This window comes from Brenneria sp. hezel4-2-4, assembly GCF_013155275.1.
Classification (GTDB): Bacteria; Pseudomonadota; Gammaproteobacteria; order Enterobacterales; family Enterobacteriaceae; genus Brenneria.
The window spans coordinates 284790-302346 of sequence record NZ_JABJXS010000002.1 but is presented as its reverse complement, the minus strand read 5'-3'; the positions used below and the strand labels follow the sequence as shown (position 1 = coordinate 302346).

The window sequence follows — 17557 nt, the reverse complement described above, 5'->3', positions numbered from 1 at the left end:
AAGCTACCCGTCACAAAAAAGGAACGAACATGAAAATTGCTCTGATTAATGAGAACAGCCAGGCGGCCAAGAACGAATTGATTGCCGCAACCCTGACTAAAGTTGTTGAGCCTATGGGCCACACTGTTTTCAACTACGGCCAATATTCTGCTGAAGATACCGCCCAGTTGACTTATGTACAGAACGGTATTCTGGCTGCCATTCTGCTAAACTCGGGTGCGGCCGATTACGTGGTCACTGGCTGTGGTACTGGCGCTGGCGCGATGTTGGCGTGTAATTCTTTTCCCGGCGTGATCTGCGGTCTGGTAGTTGATCCTTCTGATGGTTATATGTTTGCTCAGATCAACGACGGTAACGCTATCTCTCTTCCTTTCGCTAAAGGTTTTGGCTGGGGAGCGGAACTGAACCTGCAATATATCTTCGAAAAACTGTTCGAATGTGAAGGCGGTCAAGGGTATCCGCGCGATCGCGTCATTCCAGAACAGCGCAACAAGAAGATTCTGGATGCCGTTAAAGCGGTTGCCTACAAAGATCTGATCGCGATTCTGAAGGATATCGATCAGGAACTGCTGAAAGGCGCCATCAGCGGCCCTAAATTCCAGGAATACTTCTTTGCCAACAGCAAAGATGAAGCACTAAGCAGCTACATTAAAAGCCTGCTGGCCTAACGCCCATAAAAAGACCACAGGCCGTTTTGGCCTGTGGCTCTTTCTTTTTGAGTTTATGTTTTAGGCAACAGAAAGCATAAATCTCTCTTATGCCAAGCCGCCTTAACCCATCGGCGTTCAATGCTTGACCAGATACGCCGAAACCATCAAATACTGCTTGACCGACGTAGAGCGACTGCCTATAGTAGCGCCCCGTTGCCACCTATGCGGCAACCCCCGGTGAGGTGTCCGAGAGGCTGAAGGAGCACGCCTGGAAAGTGTGTATACGTGAAAACGTATCGAGGGTTCGAATCCCTCCCTCACCGCCATATAAAAGAAAACGCCCTTAGCTTTTGTTAAGGGCGTTTTCTTTTATATGTTGATGGGACGCCAGGGTTCGACAAAACGGCAGGAAGGCCGTTTTGTCGTTAATTTACTGATTACCTCCGGTTAACCGGCGCTGCAATTGATCGCGCAGATTTGGCGGCGTCCCTTTTATGGTTAACGTATCCGTTGCCGGATCCCAGAAAATACGTTCCCCTAGCAATAACGCATCGAAATTCAAACTGATGCCGCCACCGCTTCCGGCAAATTTTGTCAACTGTCGCAACGTGCTGCGATCGGCTGGAAAGCTCTCTTCCAGTTCATACCCCTGCTCGGTTGAAAACTGCTGGAAGGTTTTGTCACCCAACGGGGGCACATCCTGAGACAGCGCCGCCAACTCAATTTCCTCACCCGATTGCAACTGCTCATTACAGTAGCTGTAAACCTGCTGGCGGTAGTTCTGACGCTCATTTTTATCCAGTTGCGCATCAGCACAGTATTCATCCACGGCTTTTAACAGACCGCGGTTTTGCGCTTTGGCGTCCAACCCTTCAGCCGCCGCCAGGAAATCCATAAAAAAGTCAGAGACTTTACGTCCTACCCGCCCTTTCAGAAAAGTCAGATAACGCGTTGACGCCGGATTGGTTTCCCACTCGGTCAAATCAATCCGTGCGACGATGTCCGCATGATTGATATCCAGATAATGCGTACTGCTGATATCAAGCTGTTCATTGACCCGCATGCTGTTGCAGCTATTGAGAACCGCAATCAACAAATATTCAACGGCCAGATAACGATACTGACAAAACAGGACTATGCCGCCCTCGGCAAACGGATATTTGGCCAGTTCGTCACGCAAGCGCCCGGTGGCTGCCCGTGTGAATTCCAGAAAGCCTTCGTCGCCTTTACGGCAGGCTCTGAGCGCATCCGCCAGTTCGCTTTGCTCATTAAACAAGCCATACGCTTTATTTTTGGCGCTATAGACGCGATGCAGCTCAGCCATCATTTCTTCTACGGTTGCATTGGTCGACAGCAGTGAATCACGCAACACCAGTTCCAGCGTTTGCTCGTCACGTTTAATCAGTTGATGCAGGGCAATCTGGCCGATATCCAGACTCATGATAAACTCTCCTTTTAGCAAGGAACGTATTCAAACACCGAACCAGTGTGCCTGCAACCAAAAAGCCGTACTTCATCTGTCGTAAACACGCAAGCGGTGTAAAATGATAAAAGTGCGGAAAAGGATGTGCCTATACGGTAAGATATGCGACTTTAACAGCTTGAGAAACGCCATTTTATGCCACAATCATCCCGTTACAGTGACGAACACGTTGAACAATTGCTCTCCGAGCTGGTCAATGTTCTGGAAAAGCACCATGCTCCAACCGATCTTGCTTTAATGGTGCTGGGTAATATGGTGACCAACCTGATTAATACCAGTGTCGCTCCGGCTCAGCGTCAGGTCTTGGCCCGCTCTTTCGCCGAAGCATTACAGGCTTCAATTAAAAAAGCAGATAAAGCTCACTAATTTTTGACCAACTTATGGTAACCAACCGTCAGCGCTACCGTGAAAAAGTTTCCCAGATGATCAGTTGGGGACACTGGTTCGCCTTATTTAATATTTTGCTCAGTCTGGGGCTGGGTAGCCGCTATCTGTTTGTTGTCGACTGGCCATCTTCTCTGTTTGGCCGCCTTTATGCGTTGGTGAGCTGGCTCGGGCATTTCAGTTTCATTGGATTTGCCGCCTATCTGTTGGTCATTTTCCCGCTGACATTCATTGTGATGTCTCAGCGCCTGCTGCGCTTTCTTTCCGCTGCGCTGGCGACGGCAGGGCTTACGCTGCTTCTGGTGGATATTGAGGTTTTCACACGCTTTCATCTGCACCTCAACACCACCGTCTGGGAATTGGTGATAAACCCGGATCAAAGCGAGCTGGCGCGAGACTGGCAACTTATGTTCATCGGCATTCCGCTTATTTTTCTGGTGGAAATGCTGTTTGGCACCTGGTGCTGGCAAAAGCTGCGTAGCCTTGGCCGCCGCAGTTTCGGCAAGCCTTTGGCCGCGGTTTTTATTTCGGCTTTCTTAGCCTCGCATCTGATGTATATCTGGGCGGATGCGAATTTCTATCGTCCGATTACGATGCAACGCGCCAACCTGCCCTTGTCTTACCCTATGACGGCACGCCGTTTTCTGGAAAAACATGGGTTGCTTGATGCGCAAGAGTATCAGCGTCGTCTGGCGCAGCAGGGAAACCCTGAAGCGATGACGGTGGAATATCCGCTGAACGACATCACCTTCCGTGACGGCGGCAGCAAATATAACCTACTAATGATTGTCATCGCCGATACGCCGTCCGACAGCGTGCAGAATGACATGCCGAACCTGACCCGTTTTGCTGAACAGAATATCCGCTTCAGCGATCATTACGATTCAGGCACCCAGCCAAACGCCGGGTTATTCAATCTTTTCTACGGGATCTCGACGACGTATATGGACGGTATCCTGAGCGCCCGTAAACCCTCTGCCCTGATGACCGCATTAAGTCAGCAGGGTTATCAGCTTGGGCTGTTCTCTACCAACGGCTTTGATAATTCCCTTTACCGCCAGGCGTTGCTGTCCGATTTCTCTCTCCCGTCGCCACAGGAACAGAGTAACGAAGCGATTACCGCTCAATGGCAACAATGGCTGAACCACGATAGCAATACCGCGCCCTGGTTCTCTTATATTGAGTTGAACAGCGCTACGCAAAATGGGGAAACAAGAGCGGAACAATCCCGTCGCGACCGCGCCAACAATCAACATGTCGATCAACAAATCGAGCGCATTCTCAGTACATTACAGGAAAAAAATGTGCTGGATAATACCGTCATAATTATTACTTCCATGCAAAAAAATCCCGTCAATGGTGACAAGGCACAGGTTTTCCATCGCGCACAATGGCAAATTCCGCTTATCGTTCACTGGCCGGGTACGCCAGCGCAGACGATTACAAAAATGACGGATAACAAAGATGTCATGACCACCTTGATGCAGCGTTTACTGCATGTCAAAAACGCCGCCGACGATTATTCTCAGGGTGAGGATCTGTTTTCAGCCCAACGGCGTAATAACTGGCTGGCGAATGGCAATGGCGGCGATTTAATGATCACTACGCCGGAGCAGATCATTATGTTGGAAAGCAACGGCAGCTATCGCGCCTACGATCGGGAAGGACATAAGCTGAATGATGAAAAACCCCAGCTTACCCTGCTCTTACAGGTGCTAACCAATGAAAGACGCTTTATTGCGAACTAACTGCTTAAAACTAAAGCAGTCATTCTGCCTGGCTCTTGCAATCGACGTAATAAGCGGTAGTATAAGCACCCGCAGCATCGGCACGTAGCGCAGCCTGGTAGCGCACCGTCATGGGGTGTCGGGGGTCGGAGGTTCAAATCCTCTCGTGCCGACCAAATACATATTCGGTAAGTATCGTTTACTACCGGAAACCCCACAGAAACCCGCATTCTCACTGAGTTTGCGGGTTTTTTGTTGCCTGTTATCTATCGGGATACCCCGTTTACAGCCGGAAAGTTTGGGACTACATTTGGGACTATGCCGCTATAGTCCCTTAAAAACATAGTCCCAAAGGTCACGATCATGGCAATCCAGGCAAAGCCCCTCACCAATACGGAAGTCAAAGCCGCTAAAGCAATAGACAAAGAATTGTCACTGCATGATGGTGGCGGGCTGCTATTGTTCGTCAAACCTTCCGGCACAAAGACATGGCGTTTTCGCTATTACCATCCACAAACCAAAAAACGCACTACGCTGACATTTGGCAGCTATCCGGCAATCTCTTTGGCTGATGCCAGGCAAATGCGGGAAGCTGCCAAAGCGCTCTTAGAAAAATGTATTGATCCGCAATTCCACCAGCAACAGCAGCGCGAACAAGAGCAAGCCATCAATCTGAACACGTTCGCCAAAGTTTCCGCCGACTGGTACGAAGTGAAAAAATCCCAACCGCTGGCCGAGAACACCATTAAAGATATCTGGCGTTCGTTGGAAAAATACGTGTTCCCGTTCATCGGAACCTTACCGATCACCCAACTTACCGCCCGGCAATTCATCACCGCGCTGGAGCCGATACAGGCCAGCGGCAAACTGGAAACCGTCAAACGGGTAAGCCAGCGAATTAACGAGGTAATGGATTACGCGGTTAACTCCGGGCTGATTCCCGCTAACCCCGCAGCCAAGATCCGCAAAGCGTTTCAGACGCCGGTTAAAACCCATATGCCGACCATCCGGCCAGAGGCATTACCTGGCTTGATGAAAACGCTATCGGTCGCAGCATTGAGTTACAGACCCGTTTATTGATTGAATGGCAGCTACTGACTGTTACCCGCCCCGCCGAAGCCGCAGAAACCCGCTGGAGCGAAATAAATCTCGCAGAGAAAACCTGGACGATCCCCGCCGGCCGCATGAAGATGCGCCGTGAACACGTTATTCCCCTGCCCCCGCAGGCATTAGCCATTCTGGACGCCATGAAGCCAATCAGCGGACACAGGGAATACCTATTTCCTTCCAGTAAAGATCCCAAGCAACCGATGAACAGCCAGACCGCTAACGCCGCATTACGTCGTATGGGCTACAAAGGCGTGCTGGTGTCCCACGGCCTACGTGCCATATTCAGCACTGCCGCCAACGAAGAAGGTTTCCCGCCGGACGTGATCGAAGCCGCCCTAGCCCACGTTGACACCAACGAAGTGCGCCGCGCCTATAACCGTTCCACCTATCTTGAACAGCGCAAAGTGTTGATGTGCTGGTGGGGTGAATTTGTGGAAACAGCCGCAACAGGAAAAGTCATGGCATCGGAAGGAGCCAGGGGCTTACGTGCTGTTAATGATTAACACTGTATTTATATACAGTTAATTATTGATTCCTGTTAACTGCCCTCCTAAAATGTCGTTATCCGGTACAAACCGAAAGAAACCTACGCCTGAGATAATATTCGAGTGACCTTTTCCCTATTAGCAGGCATGGGGTTCTTTATGAGGGAGAGTCATGAAAAAGCTATTTAAGTTAAAAGAGTGGTTAACCTTAGAAGAAACTGCACGCAGGCTAACGAACCGACTTTCACACGTCATGAACCGACCCATAGGTCGGTTCAATTATGAAAATAATTACTCTATCTATCAATCAGTTGACTACGTGAACCGACTGAACCTACCAAACCGACCCACTTTTGCTTATCTATAAGAATTTTGCACACACAAAAATCATGATCGGGTAACTCACTGCGCAGTGAGAAAGTGCGCAAAACGAAACTGAACGGCTACGGTAAAATTCGCAATTGGTACGCATTTCTGTGCACAATGGCAATCTCTGCGAACCACGCTGTAAGCCGTGCTGCGCCTGATTTTATTAAATTTAAAATCAATTTTTTGGGCGGTACGCATGTATAGAAATGTTAAGGTTTTTTACGCAGTCGCCACAGTGGGGAATAGAAGTAGTGTTAGATATTGCATATTTTCATTGTGAATTTAAAATGTTAGGTTCTAAGTAAAAAAGAGAACACATGTGATGAAAAATGATGGGAAAAAATACGAAGAGTTCGTAAAAAAAATTCAAAAATCGTTAATTGAAGCGGAAAAAATATCTCATTTAATTAATATAAATATCGAAACTAATAAAAAAATAAAAGATAGATCTGGAATAGATAGAGAGTTTGATATTTATTGGGAATTTGAACTGGGTGGACAAAAATATAAAACCATCATAGAGTGTAAAGATTACTCATCTCCTATATCTATAGATAAAATAGATGCACTAATTGGGAAAACAAATGACATACCCGGTCTGAAGTTAATTTATGCAACAAAAACAGGCTACCAAAATGGAGCAAAAATAAAGGCGAAACAGTATAATATTGACCTTTTAATTGTAAGGGATATTGCCGATACAGATTGGTTTGGTGATGATGGAACACCTTTTCTGAAAGAAGTTCACCTTAAAATAGTAGCAATAACACCTCCGACTATAACTGGATTCAACCCTACAGTTGATATTGAATGGTTCAAAAATCAAAACACTTACACCAAAAAAAATTTAGAGAATATATTTGGACACCGCCTAACCAATGAAGTTTTTATAAATGAAGTTTCCGCAGGGAAAAAATACAGCATCCATGAATTAGAAAAAATACTGATCAAGAAAATACCAAATATAGAATATGGCTCTGGTGAATATAGCGAAAAATTAGATAATGCATTTATTGAAAGCTCAGACGGTCAGATTATAGTAAAAATAACTGGTTATTCTTTAACATATATACATAGAAAACCGATAGAAAGCGTAGCTATTATTGACTATTCTAAACAGATAATGGGAATAGTTGAAAACTACTTAACAAAAGAGAAAAAGTGGATTTTGCAAGATGGTTCTATTAAATAGAAACTTGCCACTATCTTTATTTATAACTACAATGTATACAAAAAACACACTGTAGTGAGGTAAATAGTATGGGTGTCATGTCCGTTCGATTGAATGATGAAACAACCGCACAGCTTGATGCGCTGGCTAAAGCCACAGGACGTACTCGCTCTTTTCTGGCCGGACAAGCCATTGAAGACTATCTTGCACGGGAAGCCTGGCAGATTACAGAGATCGAGCAAGCCATTAAAGAAGCCGATGCGGGTGATTTTGTCTCATCAGATGAGATAAGCAATCTGTTTAAAAAGTTAGGTACGGCAAGACATGGAAATTAAATGGCTGCGTAAAGCCGCGGCCAATTTGGAAGCCGAGTATCTCTATATTGCGCAAGACGATCCACAAGCTGCCAGCGAGTTTGTGGATGAAGTTCAAAGGTTAACGGAATTACTTCCGCAACAGCCAGCAATGGGAAGACCTGGCCGAGTGTCAGGAACGCGTGAACTGGTGTTAACTCACTATCCCTACATCATCCCCTACCGCGTGAAAGATAATATGATCCAGATTCTACGCGTCTTTCATACGCACAGGCGTTTACCATCAAAATGGTGAACAGCCGCTTTCCTGAATTTTAGCGAAAGTACATCCACCAACTAACCATCACGCAGCCATGGCAGACGATAAAAAACATAACCAACAATCAAGATCGTCCGGCTGGGGCGGGAAACGTGCCGGTGCAGGCGCTCCCGTTGGTAACACTAATGCGGTGAAACATGAAGGAAGCCAGCCGCCGGCATTCTTTGCTTTGGCTAGTGATAATGGGCAACTCACTCCGCTGGAATGACTGCGTGTAAGAAATCTGCCGCTTGCGAAACGCGCGGGCGAGTTGATGCACAGTCCCCCCTTTCCTTTAGTTCAGCCAATACCGTGGCATGCATATAGGCATCAACAAGTTAGAGTTAACATATACATAAATAACAAAAATTAAATTTCCCTCGTATCATCGCCTGTGCTGTTAAGTTATTAATTCAACTTCAACTGGAGCGAACAATGATCGTAAGAACATGGCATGGTTGTGTACCGCAGGAGTACGCAGAGGGTTTCGCCATCCACCTTGAATTAACGGGTGTCAAGCATTCTCAAGGCATCAAGGGCAATCAGGGCGCTTTTGTAAAAAGGGTCGCCCAAGGAAGTTGGGAGCATTTCTTTCTTGCCACATATTGGGCGGATATTGAAGCGGTTAAGGCTTTCGCAGGTGAAGATTATCATATCGCCGTTACCTACCCCGATGATGACAAGTTTTGCCTGTTGTCCGATCCCTATGTTTTTCAGCATGAAGTTCAGGTTGTTCATCCTCTTTAATCAACGTGATGTGCGCCGCTAACGCGGCGTCCGTATGGCGCTGGTCAAGATGCGGGTGATTTTGCTTTAGCCGATAAGATGAACCATCAGTTCAAAAATTTTGGTCAGATGCACGATTTTATCACCGTCATCAATTCTCGACTGGAGCAACGATCCGGCTACTGCTACTCTGTTGATCGAGTATCGAACTTTTCAAAAAAACGATGGCGTTGTAACCGACAAAATCATCCGTATTTTATCACCTACGGAGCACTGTTCATGGATTCGACCGTCGGGCATCGCACTACGCCGCTGTAGATTTTGGGCTACCCGTTGGTTGCCCGCTTGTTGCATAGATAACCCATTGCATAAATGACACCATTTGCTGAACGGCTGGCGAATAAGGCTGCCGTTATTAAATCTCAGCGGGGAAAATTTGGGATACAACCACGACCGTTTCATGAAAAAACTAAAAGATACCGACTGGTATAAGAAACGATACTCAAACCGAGTCCTATTCTGGCGAGAAATCTCACCCCTTGCATTTCCCATCTTTATTGAGGGCTTGTGCGTTGTCCTGATGGGGGTATTCAGTACCTTCCTGGTAAGTTGGTTAGGCAAAGAAGCGATGGCCGCCGTCGGTCTGGCAGATAGCTTCAACATGCTGATTATTGCTTTCTTTACGGCGGTTGCGCTGGGTACGGCCGTTGTTGTCGCCTTCAGTTTAGGCCAGCGAAACCGTAAACAAGCCCGTTCCGCCTCTCGCCAATCAATATCACTACTCGTTTTGGTGTCATTGCTGCTGGTGGTGCTCGTCGAGTTTGTCGGCCCTACGATTATTGATCTGATTGCCGCACAGGCAGATGACTATGTTAAAAGTCTGGCGTTGACCTTCTTGCGATGGACAGTATGGGGTTATCCGGCGCTGGCGGTCACCCTGGTCGGGTGCGGCGCGCTGCGTGGCACAGGTAATACCAAACTGCCGATGGTCATTAATATCGGAATGAATATCCTCAATATCGCTATCAGCAGCGTATTGATTTACGGCGTTTTTTCCTGGGATGGCTTTGGTTTTATCGGCGCCGGCATCGGGATAACCATTTCCCGTTATATTGGCGCGCTGTTTGTTATCCTGACGCTGATGCACGGCTTTAATGGCGCACTCAGGATACCGTTTAAATCCTACTTTGCGCCTTTTACCGTCGCTATTTTATATGAGGTGCTCAGTATTGGCGTGCCCGCCAGCATCGAGTCCGTGATGTTCAACGTCGGCAAACTGATCACCCAACGTTTTGTGGCAGGCATGGGCACCGAAGTCATTGCCGGGAATTTCATTGCCTTTTCGATTGTGGCGTTGATTAATCTGCCGGGCAACTCGCTTGGTTCGGCCGCCACCATTATTGTCGGTACGCGGTTGGGGAAAGGGCAAATCATGCAATCCATCCGGCAACTGAATTACATGTTCTGGCTTTCAAACATCGGATTGTGCTTTCTGGCGGTGCTTTCCATCCCCAGCGCAGGATTTCTGGCCTCCTTTTACACTGATGAGCCTGAAGTTATTGAGGTGGTGAAGCACCTCATTTGGCTCAATGCGTTGTTTATGCCCATCTGGGCCGCATCATGGGTGCTTCCAGCGGGATTGAAGGGTGCAAAAGATGCTAATTATACCATGTGGGTCGCCATGGCCGGTATGTGGGGATGCCGTGTTATTGCCGGCTATATCCTTGGCGTCATGCTCGGATTCGGGGTAATCGGCGTCTGGATGGGGATGTTTTTCGACTGGATTGTGCGCGGCTTTTTTTACTACCGCCGTATGGAAAGCGGGCGATGGCTGTGGCGTTACCGAACTCAGGACACGCCACAACGATGAGCGGGTTATCCCCGCTCGTCACGCCATAAACACGGCATTAATTTTACTCAAACAGATTGCCGTTTTTGCGGTGCAAACCGGGTTGCCATGATAATTAACACCACCACGCCCACCGTCATTATCATCCACGCTTGCTGTAAGCCCGCCGTATGTTGACGGATAAATCCGGCGAGTAACGGCATCAGGCTGGCAAGAATATATCCGCCTCCTTGAACAAAGCCCATCAACGCTCCGGTTTTATGGGAATCGGTCACCTGATCAAGTGCGACAATCAGCGATAAGGGGAATAAAGCTCCGATCCCGATACCCAACATAATGATGATAGGATAAGTCATTGTCAGCGGCGCGATAATCAAACCGACCATGCCGGCGAGTAAGATCACCAATATCGGCAAGAGCAATTTGCGACGGTCAGGGAAATAGTTGATGAAAGCCGATACCAGTAATCCCGAAGTCACTTCCGCCAACGTCAGGCCGCCCAGCATCAAACCGCTTTGCGTCGCATTCCAGCCTAACTGGATGTAGTAAGGCGGTAGCCACGCCAGCACTAACGTATACGCCCCGGTGCCGATACCGAAAAACGCCATCAATAACCAATCCATTGACGTCCTGTGCGAAATTGATGGCAGGTTCCCCTCATTTTTCGCCGCATAGGCGTTGGGGATGCTCATCCAGGCAAGCGTGGCTACGACCGCCAACAGCCCCCAGCACGCCAACGCGCTTTTCCAGCCGAATGCATTGGCCAACGGGGAAACGGAAGAGGCGGCGATGGCGGCTCCGCCCATAATCGCCGTGGTATAAAGCCCCATCAGCAAACTGCTGCGCCGATTGAAATGGCGCTTAATAAACGACGGCACCAGCGCCTGGATCAGGGCAATCCCTACCCCGGCCAATGCCGCGGTCAGCAATAACCCGGCACCGCTATTGATCCACCAGCGCGCGCCGCACGCAATGGCAATAACCACAATTCCCAGCGTGATCCCACGGTATTCGCCAAGACGAGACTGTAGCTGACCGCCATACAACGCACACCACCCCATAGCAAAAACCGGTAATGTAGTGAGCAACCCCGCCATAGTGTCGCTTAGCCCCGTGGCGCTCTGGATCTGCGCCAGCAATGGCCCTATTCCCGCCAATACCGGTCGCAGATTCAGTCCCAGCAAAATGACCGTAATAAAGATAAATAAGCGGACTCTGGCCGTTGATGCCGCAACCATATAAAAACCTCAGAACTTGAGCTGTAATAAAATAATAAGTGCGATCCCGCCGTTCGGCGCGCCATGCCCTGTCGCACCGACATCGGGAACGTTAATCGAAAAAGCCGATCGTGCCGTATAGCGATAATGACGCGCGGAGTGTATCTATTCCCGATCGCAATAACCAGCAACCGTCGGGGATGGCGCTGATAAGACTTGAGAATCATTTGAAAAACACGCTGCCATCCTATTTTGTCCATAAAAAAATCCGCCTCTGGAGGCGGATTTTATCGACACATCTAACAACCAAAACTGGGTGCGAATGCCCGAAGCGATGGATTAGAAACGGTAACCTACACCAACAGCCCAGGTACCGACATCAACGCTACGGATACGGCTTTGTTCGTAACCGACATCCAGAGCGACATCTTCGATCGGGTTGAACTGTAGACCGGCGCCATAAGTGAAGCCATAATCATCGTTATGTCTGTTATCTGAACCGTCAGAAGCGTTACTGGTCAATTTACCGTGGCTAAAACCGACCACGCCATAAACGCTGGCCCAATCATTCAAACGATAAGCAGGACCGGCGGTGAAGCCCATATATTGTCCTTTATCGTAAAAACCGTCGTTGCTGCCGGTTTTTTCCAGATAAGTGAAAGAACCGATAGCGCCAAGCGGGCTGTTATCCCACTCGTAACGGTATTTGAGGTTAAAACCTTTAACTTTGTTAGCTACGCCCTGAGCATCACCCTGAGCATAACCCGCCGATACGGTACTTTGACCAGCCAGAGCGGAACCTGCGCTAACGGCTAATACACAAGCCAGTGCTGAAAGACACGCGATTTTTTTCATATATACAGCCTCGAATTCATCTTATGAGAGAAGACTAACGACATAAATATAACAAGAAAAAGGTGAACTTGCTGCCTGATAAATATTTTTCAATTGCACTTTAGATGTAACAAATATTTTCAATATGACGCTATTACGCTAATTACATTGGTTTTTTTTATCCGACAGTAAGAATAAAAATTAATTCAGAATATCCGCTTAAAACAGAATATTCTTAATATATCGTTCAGTTTTTGCGCTCACCAATTTATGATAAAATAAATCAATTAAATATAGCGTAAATAAAAGTCAATAAAAGTAAGCGCCAACCGGGCAGATCCTTTACAATTGGTCATTCCAACAGCGCTAAATTTTTGAAAACAGCCGTTATTTCATATTTTATTAAGGCCGAAAGAATGACCTTATCTTCTCCTCGCGTATCAACGTTACTTCCCGTGCTGCTCATTATTGTGTCAATGGTGTCGATTCAAAGCGGCGTCGCGCTGGCTAAAAGCCTGTTTCCGCTGATCGGCGCGTCTGGCGTGACCGCTCTACGACTGAGCATTGGCGCGCTAATTCTCTGTCTCATTTTTAAACCGTGGCGTATGCACTTTCGCGGCAATCGTTTGCCGCTGGTAATTTATGGCATCACGTTAGGGGGAATGAATTTTTTATTTTACCTCTCACTGCGCACTGTCCCGCTGGGTATTGCCGTGGCCCTGGAATTTACCGGCCCGCTGGCTGTCGCGATGTTATCATCACGCAAAGCAATTGATTTTTTATGGATTATTCTGGCTGTTCTAGGGCTAGGATTGTTATTGCCGCTCGGGCAGCATAGCGGCCATGTCGATTTACCTGGCGCCCTATGCGCCCTTGGGGCCGGCGCCTGCTGGGCGCTGTATATTCTTTTCGGACAAAAGGCAGGGGCTAATCACGGCGCTGGAACGGCGGCTGTGGGGTCACTTATTGCGGCAATGATATTTTGCCCTATCGGTTTGATCTATTCTGAAGCCTCATTATTTTCATCCGCTGTTTTACCACTCGGTATTGCCGTCGCCATTCTTTCTACCGCGCTCCCCTATTCTCTGGAAATGATCGCATTAACCCGCTTGCCGACCAGAACATTCAGTACGCTAATGAGTATGGAGCCGGCGATTGCTGCGCTTTCCGGCCTGCTATTTCTCAGCGAGCATTTATCCCTCATCCAGTGGATGGCGCTGCTTTTTATTATTACCTCCTCCATGGGCGCAAGCCTGACCATTAAATCGGCGGAATACGTTGATATTAAAAATAATCACTCTGCGCCATTATAAATGAGACTCTGCGGGAAAGGGCGCAACAATGCGTCGCCTTCCCACAGGGCCGAGGAATCCCAACAAATTTTGGGAAAAATTGCTGCCAGTCAGTAGAGTTTCGCGCGCGCTAACCAATGCGGATTTTTGCAACCGTGCATACGCTAAATAATTGACAAGATGCGAATAAAGAATAATTATCATTAAGATTGACATTACCATAAATAAACACGCATATTTATAACCCGACACCTGCGACATTCAGTTATTTTCTTATAAATCATACTGATGTTCGCACTGATTCGCTGAATAAAGTCTTAGTAAATGCGCCATAAGAAAACCTTTGCTAATAAAAATCAGTTTTATATTCGCTATGGCTATTTATGCAATAGGTAATTCTTTTCAATATTTTGTTTTATTACTGCTATAATTAATCCCGTTGAACAGTAAGATTACGAAAAATTAAATAAAGAGGATAATATTATGCGTACCGCTAAACTGGTAAACCCCGCATCTTCCGATCTTATCTACACGCGTAATGATTTGAACGACGAAGTCAAGACCTCTACTATCAAGCTGTTAAGTCAACTGGTAGTGGACCTGATCGATCTGTCCCTGATCACTAAGCAGGCGCACTGGAATATGCGCGGCGCTAATTTTATTGCCGTTCATGAAATGCTGGATGGCTTCCGCGCCGCCGTTACCGATCATCAGGACACTCTGGCAGAACGTGTCGTTCAGTTAGGCGGCGTGGCGTTGGGTACGGTTCAGATCGTTAACGAAAAAACCGCGCTGAAAAGCTACCCTACCAATATTCACAACGTACAAGACCACCTTAAAGCGCTGGCGGAACGTTACGCCGTTGTCGCTAACGAGATGCGTAAAGGCATCAGCCAGACTGAAGATGAAGATACCGCCGATATCCTGACCGCTGCATCGCGTGATTTGGATAAATTCCTGTGGTTCATCGAATCCAATATTGAGTAATGACTCTCAGGGCCGCAATCGCGGCCCTTTTTACGTCCTGTGCCCCTGCTCGCCGTTCACGCTATCGCCGCAACGCGCCCGAACCTGTTATTTTGTCACTATCAGTGCTCAAAAAATTAGCGTTTGTCCGCAATAATTCAGCATAACGCCAATCAACAGTTGTTTCCCCCGCACAAATTAGTTAATCATAGCTACGCCTTGATTAATGGCATGGAAGATTAACCATACTGTCAGCACGGCAATGAAATAAAAACAACAGGTTAAGTAAGATACCTGATAGCTAACCTAATGTTTTAACAGGTTTTTACTTTCGTACTATGCTTAATCGTACCTGTAAAGCAAAGGCTTCTCACAACTGGTACAATAGGAAGGATTTAATGAAATCACTACTTAAAGCCTCTTTGGCCGCACTGACGTTGGCCATGAGCATTTCCAGCTACGCCGCCGAAAAAGAGCTCATTGTCGCGACCGACACCGCCTTCGTCCCTTTTGAATTCAAACAAGGTGACAAATACGTCGGTTTTGATATCGATCTTTGGGATGCTATCGCTAAACAACTCAATCTGACCTATACCCTGAAACCAATGGATTTCGGCGGAATTATCCCCGCGCTGCAAACCCGCAATGTGGATCTGGCCTTAGCCGGCATCACCATTACTGAAGAGCGCAAAAAAGCCATCGATTTCTCAGACGGTTACTACAACAGCGGTCTGCTGGTTATGGTGAAAGCCGACAACAATACGATCAACAGCGAACAGGATCTGGCTGGGAAAGTGGTGGCAGTGAAAAGCGGCACCGGCTCCGTTGATTACGCCAAAGCGAATATCAAGACCAAAGATCTGCGTCAGTTCCCGAACATAGACAACGCCTATATGGAACTGGGCACCAATCGTGCCGACGCCGTGCTGCACGATACGCCGAACATTCTTTACTTCATCAAAACCGCCGGCAACGGTCAGTTCAAAGCGGTTGGCGATTCCATCAAGGCACAGCAGTACGGTATCGCTTTTCCGAAAGGCAGCGATCTGCGTGAAAAAGTTAACGGCGCGCTGAAAACTCTGCACGAAAACGGCACTTATGCTGAGATCTACAAGAAATGGTTTGGCGTAGAACCTAAGTAATTGCCGATTTAATCTGGAGATATTCCATGCAGTTTGACTGGAGCGCCATTTGGCCTTCTCTGCCCCTTTTGTTGGAAGGGGCAAAAATGACGTTGCTGATCTCGGTTCTGGGTCTGCTTGGCGGCCTGGTTATCGGTGTGATCGCGGGCTTTTCCCGCGCTTACGGCGGTTGGTTTTCCAGCCGCATCGCACTGGTATTTATTGAAATCATCCGCGGTACGCCGATTGTTGTACAGGTGATGTTCATTTACTTCGCCCTGCCGATGATTTTCACTTCGGTGCGCATTGATCCGTTTGCCGCCGCAGTTGTAACGATAATGATCAACTCGGGCGCTTATATCGCGGAAATCACCCGCGGTTCCGTGCTGTCGATTCATAATGGCTTCCGGGAGGCCGGGCTGGCGCTGGGATTATCCCGGCGCGCAACGCTGCGTCATGTTATCGCGCCGCTTGCGCTGCGCCGTATGCTGCCGCCGCTGGGCAATCAGTGGATTATCAGCATCAAAGACACGTCGTTGTTTATTGTCATCGGTGTTGCGGAACTGACGCGTTCAGGTCAGGAAATCATAGCCGGTAATTTCCGTGCGCTGGAAATCTGGAGTGCGGTAGCCGTGATTTATCTGTTCATCACGCTGGTACTCAGCTTCATCCTGCGTCGTCTGGAAAGAAGACTTAAGATTATATGATTGAATTTAAAAACGTTTCCAAACACTTTGGTCAGACGAAAGTTTTACATGACATCGATCTGAAAATCAATCAGGGCGAAGTTGTGGTGATTATCGGCCCTTCCGGCTCCGGTAAATCCACGCTGCTGCGCTGCATCAACAAGCTGGAGGAAATTACCAGCGGCGAACTGATTGTCGATGGCCTGAAGGTGAACGATCCGCGTGTTGATGAACGCCTGATCCGTCAGGAAGCGGGCATGGTGTTTCAGCAGTTTTATCTGTTTCCCCACCTGACGGCGCTGGAAAACGTGGCGTTCGGCCCAATCCGGGTGCGCGGCGCCAACAAGGCGGAAGCCGAGAAACTGGCCAAAGAGCTGCTGGGTAAGGTCGGGTTGTCCGAACGGGCGCATCATTACCCTTCCGAACTTTCCGGCGGTCAACAACAGCGGGTCGCGATTGCGCGGGCATTAGCGGTCAAGCCTAAACTGATGCTGTTTGATGAACCCACTTCGGCGCTGGATCCCGAGTTGCGTCATGAAGTGTTGACCGTAATGAAAGATTTGGCGGAAGAAGGGATGACCATGGTCATCGTTACCCACGAGGTCGGTTTTGCCCATAAAGTGGCTTCACGTCTGATCTTTATCGATAAAGGCCGCATTGCTGAAGATGGCAATCCGGAAACGCTGATCACCAATCCACCAAGCGATCGCTTACGTGAATTCCTGCAACACGTCTCCTGAGTGATCATCTGAAAGGAGGCGAATGCCTCCTTTGAGTTTGCTGACAAAGTCCGGTGAGCGGTGATAATGGATGGATCGTAAAGACGCTGCAAGTACGTCCCTGTATGCTCGAACCGCGCCATCCCTGGCGCGGAC

At 48.1% G+C, this 17557-nt stretch carries 16 protein-coding genes, 2 tRNA genes and 1 pseudogene; 16 read left to right on the top strand and 3 right to left on the bottom strand.

The features are described 5' to 3' along the window. The first annotated feature begins 29 nt into the window (after positions 1–29). Together HOY33_RS05360 and HOY33_RS05355 are read left to right on the top strand one after the other, a co-directional pair. A complete protein-coding gene (locus HOY33_RS05360; protein ID WP_172289176.1) occupies positions 30–668 on the top strand; it encodes an RpiB/LacA/LacB family sugar-phosphate isomerase in 639 nt (212 codons plus the stop codon). A 218-nt stretch (positions 669–886) separates the two neighbouring features. Then, positions 887–976: transfer RNA gene (locus HOY33_RS05355), tRNA-Ser, on the top strand. A gap of 104 nt (positions 977–1080) precedes the next feature. On the opposite strand, the gene yejK is transcribed toward HOY33_RS05355, so the two are convergent. After that, positions 1081–2091, bottom strand: a complete 1011-nt coding sequence (gene yejK, locus HOY33_RS05350) for a nucleoid-associated protein YejK (protein ID WP_172289175.1) — start codon at positions 2089–2091, stop codon at positions 1081–1083. A 177-nt stretch (positions 2092–2268) separates the two neighbouring features. Between yejK and HOY33_RS05345 the strand changes: the two genes are divergently transcribed. The 9 genes and pseudogenes from HOY33_RS05345 to HOY33_RS05305 all read left to right on the top strand — a co-directional run bounded on the left by HOY33_RS05345 (position 2269) and on the right by HOY33_RS05305 (position 10587). Next, positions 2269–2499: a YejL family protein gene (locus tag HOY33_RS05345; RefSeq protein ID WP_172289174.1), complete on the top strand. Its 231-nt coding sequence runs from the start codon at positions 2269–2271 to the stop codon at positions 2497–2499. Positions 2500–2513: 14 nt separating this feature from the next. Next, positions 2514–4265 (top strand): LPS biosynthesis-modulating metalloenzyme YejM, encoded by a 1752-nt coding sequence (gene yejM, locus HOY33_RS05340; RefSeq protein ID WP_172289173.1) that lies wholly within the window; start codon positions 2514–2516, stop codon positions 4263–4265. A 78-nt stretch (positions 4266–4343) separates the two neighbouring features. After that, positions 4344–4420, top strand: a tRNA-Pro gene (locus HOY33_RS05335). 187 nt (positions 4421–4607) lie between these two features. Beyond that, positions 4608–5857: pseudogene (locus tag HOY33_RS05330) on the top strand (integrase domain-containing protein). A gap of 673 nt (positions 5858–6530) precedes the next feature. Further along, positions 6531–7400 (top strand): restriction endonuclease, encoded by an 870-nt coding sequence (locus tag HOY33_RS05325; RefSeq protein WP_172289458.1) that lies wholly within the window; start codon positions 6531–6533, stop codon positions 7398–7400. Between the two features lie 68 nt (positions 7401–7468). Beyond that, entirely contained in the window at positions 7469–7714 is a 246-nt protein-coding gene (locus HOY33_RS05320) for a CopG family ribbon-helix-helix protein (RefSeq protein ID WP_172289172.1), read from the top strand. Beyond that, entirely contained in the window at positions 7704–7988 is a 285-nt protein-coding gene (locus HOY33_RS05315; RefSeq protein WP_172289171.1) for a type II toxin-antitoxin system RelE/ParE family toxin, read from the top strand. Before HOY33_RS05320 ends, HOY33_RS05315 begins: the two co-directional genes overlap by 11 nt. A gap of 438 nt (positions 7989–8426) precedes the next feature. Further along, entirely contained in the window at positions 8427–8738 is a 312-nt protein-coding gene (locus HOY33_RS05310) for a hypothetical protein (protein ID WP_172289170.1), read from the top strand. 439 nt (positions 8739–9177) lie between these two features. Continuing rightward, complete coding sequence (locus tag HOY33_RS05305; RefSeq protein ID WP_172289169.1) at positions 9178–10587, top strand: EmmdR/YeeO family multidrug/toxin efflux MATE transporter; 1410 nt, start codon at positions 9178–9180, stop codon at positions 10585–10587. 47 nt (positions 10588–10634) lie between these two features. On the opposite strand, the gene HOY33_RS05300 is transcribed toward HOY33_RS05305, so the two are convergent. Together HOY33_RS05300 and ompX are read right to left on the bottom strand one after the other, a co-directional pair. Next, entirely contained in the window at positions 10635–11804 is a 1170-nt protein-coding gene (locus tag HOY33_RS05300; RefSeq protein WP_172289168.1) for an MFS transporter, read from the bottom strand. A 318-nt stretch (positions 11805–12122) separates the two neighbouring features. Beyond that, positions 12123–12638 (bottom strand): outer membrane protein OmpX, encoded by a 516-nt coding sequence (gene ompX, locus HOY33_RS05295; protein ID WP_172289167.1) that lies wholly within the window; start codon positions 12636–12638, stop codon positions 12123–12125. A 395-nt stretch (positions 12639–13033) separates the two neighbouring features. On the opposite strand from ompX, the gene rhtA reads away from it, so the two are divergent. From rhtA to glnQ, 5 genes are all read left to right on the top strand, one after another. Further along, positions 13034–13930 carry a threonine/homoserine exporter RhtA gene (gene rhtA / locus HOY33_RS05290; protein ID WP_172289166.1) on the top strand — a complete coding sequence of 299 codons (897 nt, stop codon included), beginning with the start codon at positions 13034–13036 and terminating at the stop codon, positions 13928–13930. 462 nt (positions 13931–14392) lie between these two features. After that, complete coding sequence (gene dps / locus HOY33_RS05285) at positions 14393–14896, top strand: DNA starvation/stationary phase protection protein Dps (protein WP_172289165.1); 504 nt, start codon at positions 14393–14395, stop codon at positions 14894–14896. A gap of 377 nt (positions 14897–15273) precedes the next feature. Continuing rightward, a complete protein-coding gene (gene glnH / locus HOY33_RS05280) occupies positions 15274–16017 on the top strand; it encodes a glutamine ABC transporter substrate-binding protein GlnH (protein ID WP_172289164.1) in 744 nt (247 codons plus the stop codon). Positions 16018–16043: 26 nt separating this feature from the next. Beyond that, entirely contained in the window at positions 16044–16703 is a 660-nt protein-coding gene (gene glnP / locus HOY33_RS05275; protein WP_172289163.1) for a glutamine ABC transporter permease GlnP, read from the top strand. Further along, positions 16700–17422 carry a glutamine ABC transporter ATP-binding protein GlnQ gene (glnQ, locus tag HOY33_RS05270; protein ID WP_172289162.1) on the top strand — a complete coding sequence of 241 codons (723 nt, stop codon included), beginning with the start codon at positions 16700–16702 and terminating at the stop codon, positions 17420–17422. The genes glnP and glnQ overlap by 4 nt, the downstream gene beginning before the upstream one ends. Positions 17423–17557 lie beyond the last annotated feature (135 nt).

Bases quoted from the DNA above. Each gene is read 5' to 3' on its own strand.
- HOY33_RS05360 (WP_172289176.1), top strand. From the start codon at position 30: ATGAAAATTGCTCTGATTAATGAGAACAGCCAGGCGGCCAAGAACGAA.
- yejK (WP_172289175.1), bottom strand. From the start codon at position 2,091: ATGAGTCTGGATATCGGCCAGATTGCCCTGCATCAACTGATTAAACGT.
- HOY33_RS05345 (WP_172289174.1), top strand. From the start codon at position 2,269: ATGCCACAATCATCCCGTTACAGTGACGAACACGTTGAACAATTGCTC.
- yejM (WP_172289173.1), top strand. From the start codon at position 2,514: ATGGTAACCAACCGTCAGCGCTACCGTGAAAAAGTTTCCCAGATGATC.
- HOY33_RS05325 (WP_172289458.1), top strand. From the start codon at position 6,531: ATGAAAAATGATGGGAAAAAATACGAAGAGTTCGTAAAAAAAATTCAA.
- HOY33_RS05320 (WP_172289172.1), top strand. From the start codon at position 7,469: ATGGGTGTCATGTCCGTTCGATTGAATGATGAAACAACCGCACAGCTT.
- HOY33_RS05315 (WP_172289171.1), top strand. From the start codon at position 7,704: ATGGAAATTAAATGGCTGCGTAAAGCCGCGGCCAATTTGGAAGCCGAG.
- HOY33_RS05310 (WP_172289170.1), top strand. From the start codon at position 8,427: ATGATCGTAAGAACATGGCATGGTTGTGTACCGCAGGAGTACGCAGAG.
- HOY33_RS05305 (WP_172289169.1), top strand. From the start codon at position 9,178: ATGAAAAAACTAAAAGATACCGACTGGTATAAGAAACGATACTCAAAC.
- HOY33_RS05300 (WP_172289168.1), bottom strand. From the start codon at position 11,804: ATGGTTGCGGCATCAACGGCCAGAGTCCGCTTATTTATCTTTATTACG.
- ompX (WP_172289167.1), bottom strand. From the start codon at position 12,638: ATGAAAAAAATCGCGTGTCTTTCAGCACTGGCTTGTGTATTAGCCGTT.
- rhtA (WP_172289166.1), top strand. From the start codon at position 13,034: ATGACCTTATCTTCTCCTCGCGTATCAACGTTACTTCCCGTGCTGCTC.
- dps (WP_172289165.1), top strand. From the start codon at position 14,393: ATGCGTACCGCTAAACTGGTAAACCCCGCATCTTCCGATCTTATCTAC.
- glnH (WP_172289164.1), top strand. From the start codon at position 15,274: ATGAAATCACTACTTAAAGCCTCTTTGGCCGCACTGACGTTGGCCATG.
- glnP (WP_172289163.1), top strand. From the start codon at position 16,044: ATGCAGTTTGACTGGAGCGCCATTTGGCCTTCTCTGCCCCTTTTGTTG.
- glnQ (WP_172289162.1), top strand. From the start codon at position 16,700: ATGATTGAATTTAAAAACGTTTCCAAACACTTTGGTCAGACGAAAGTT.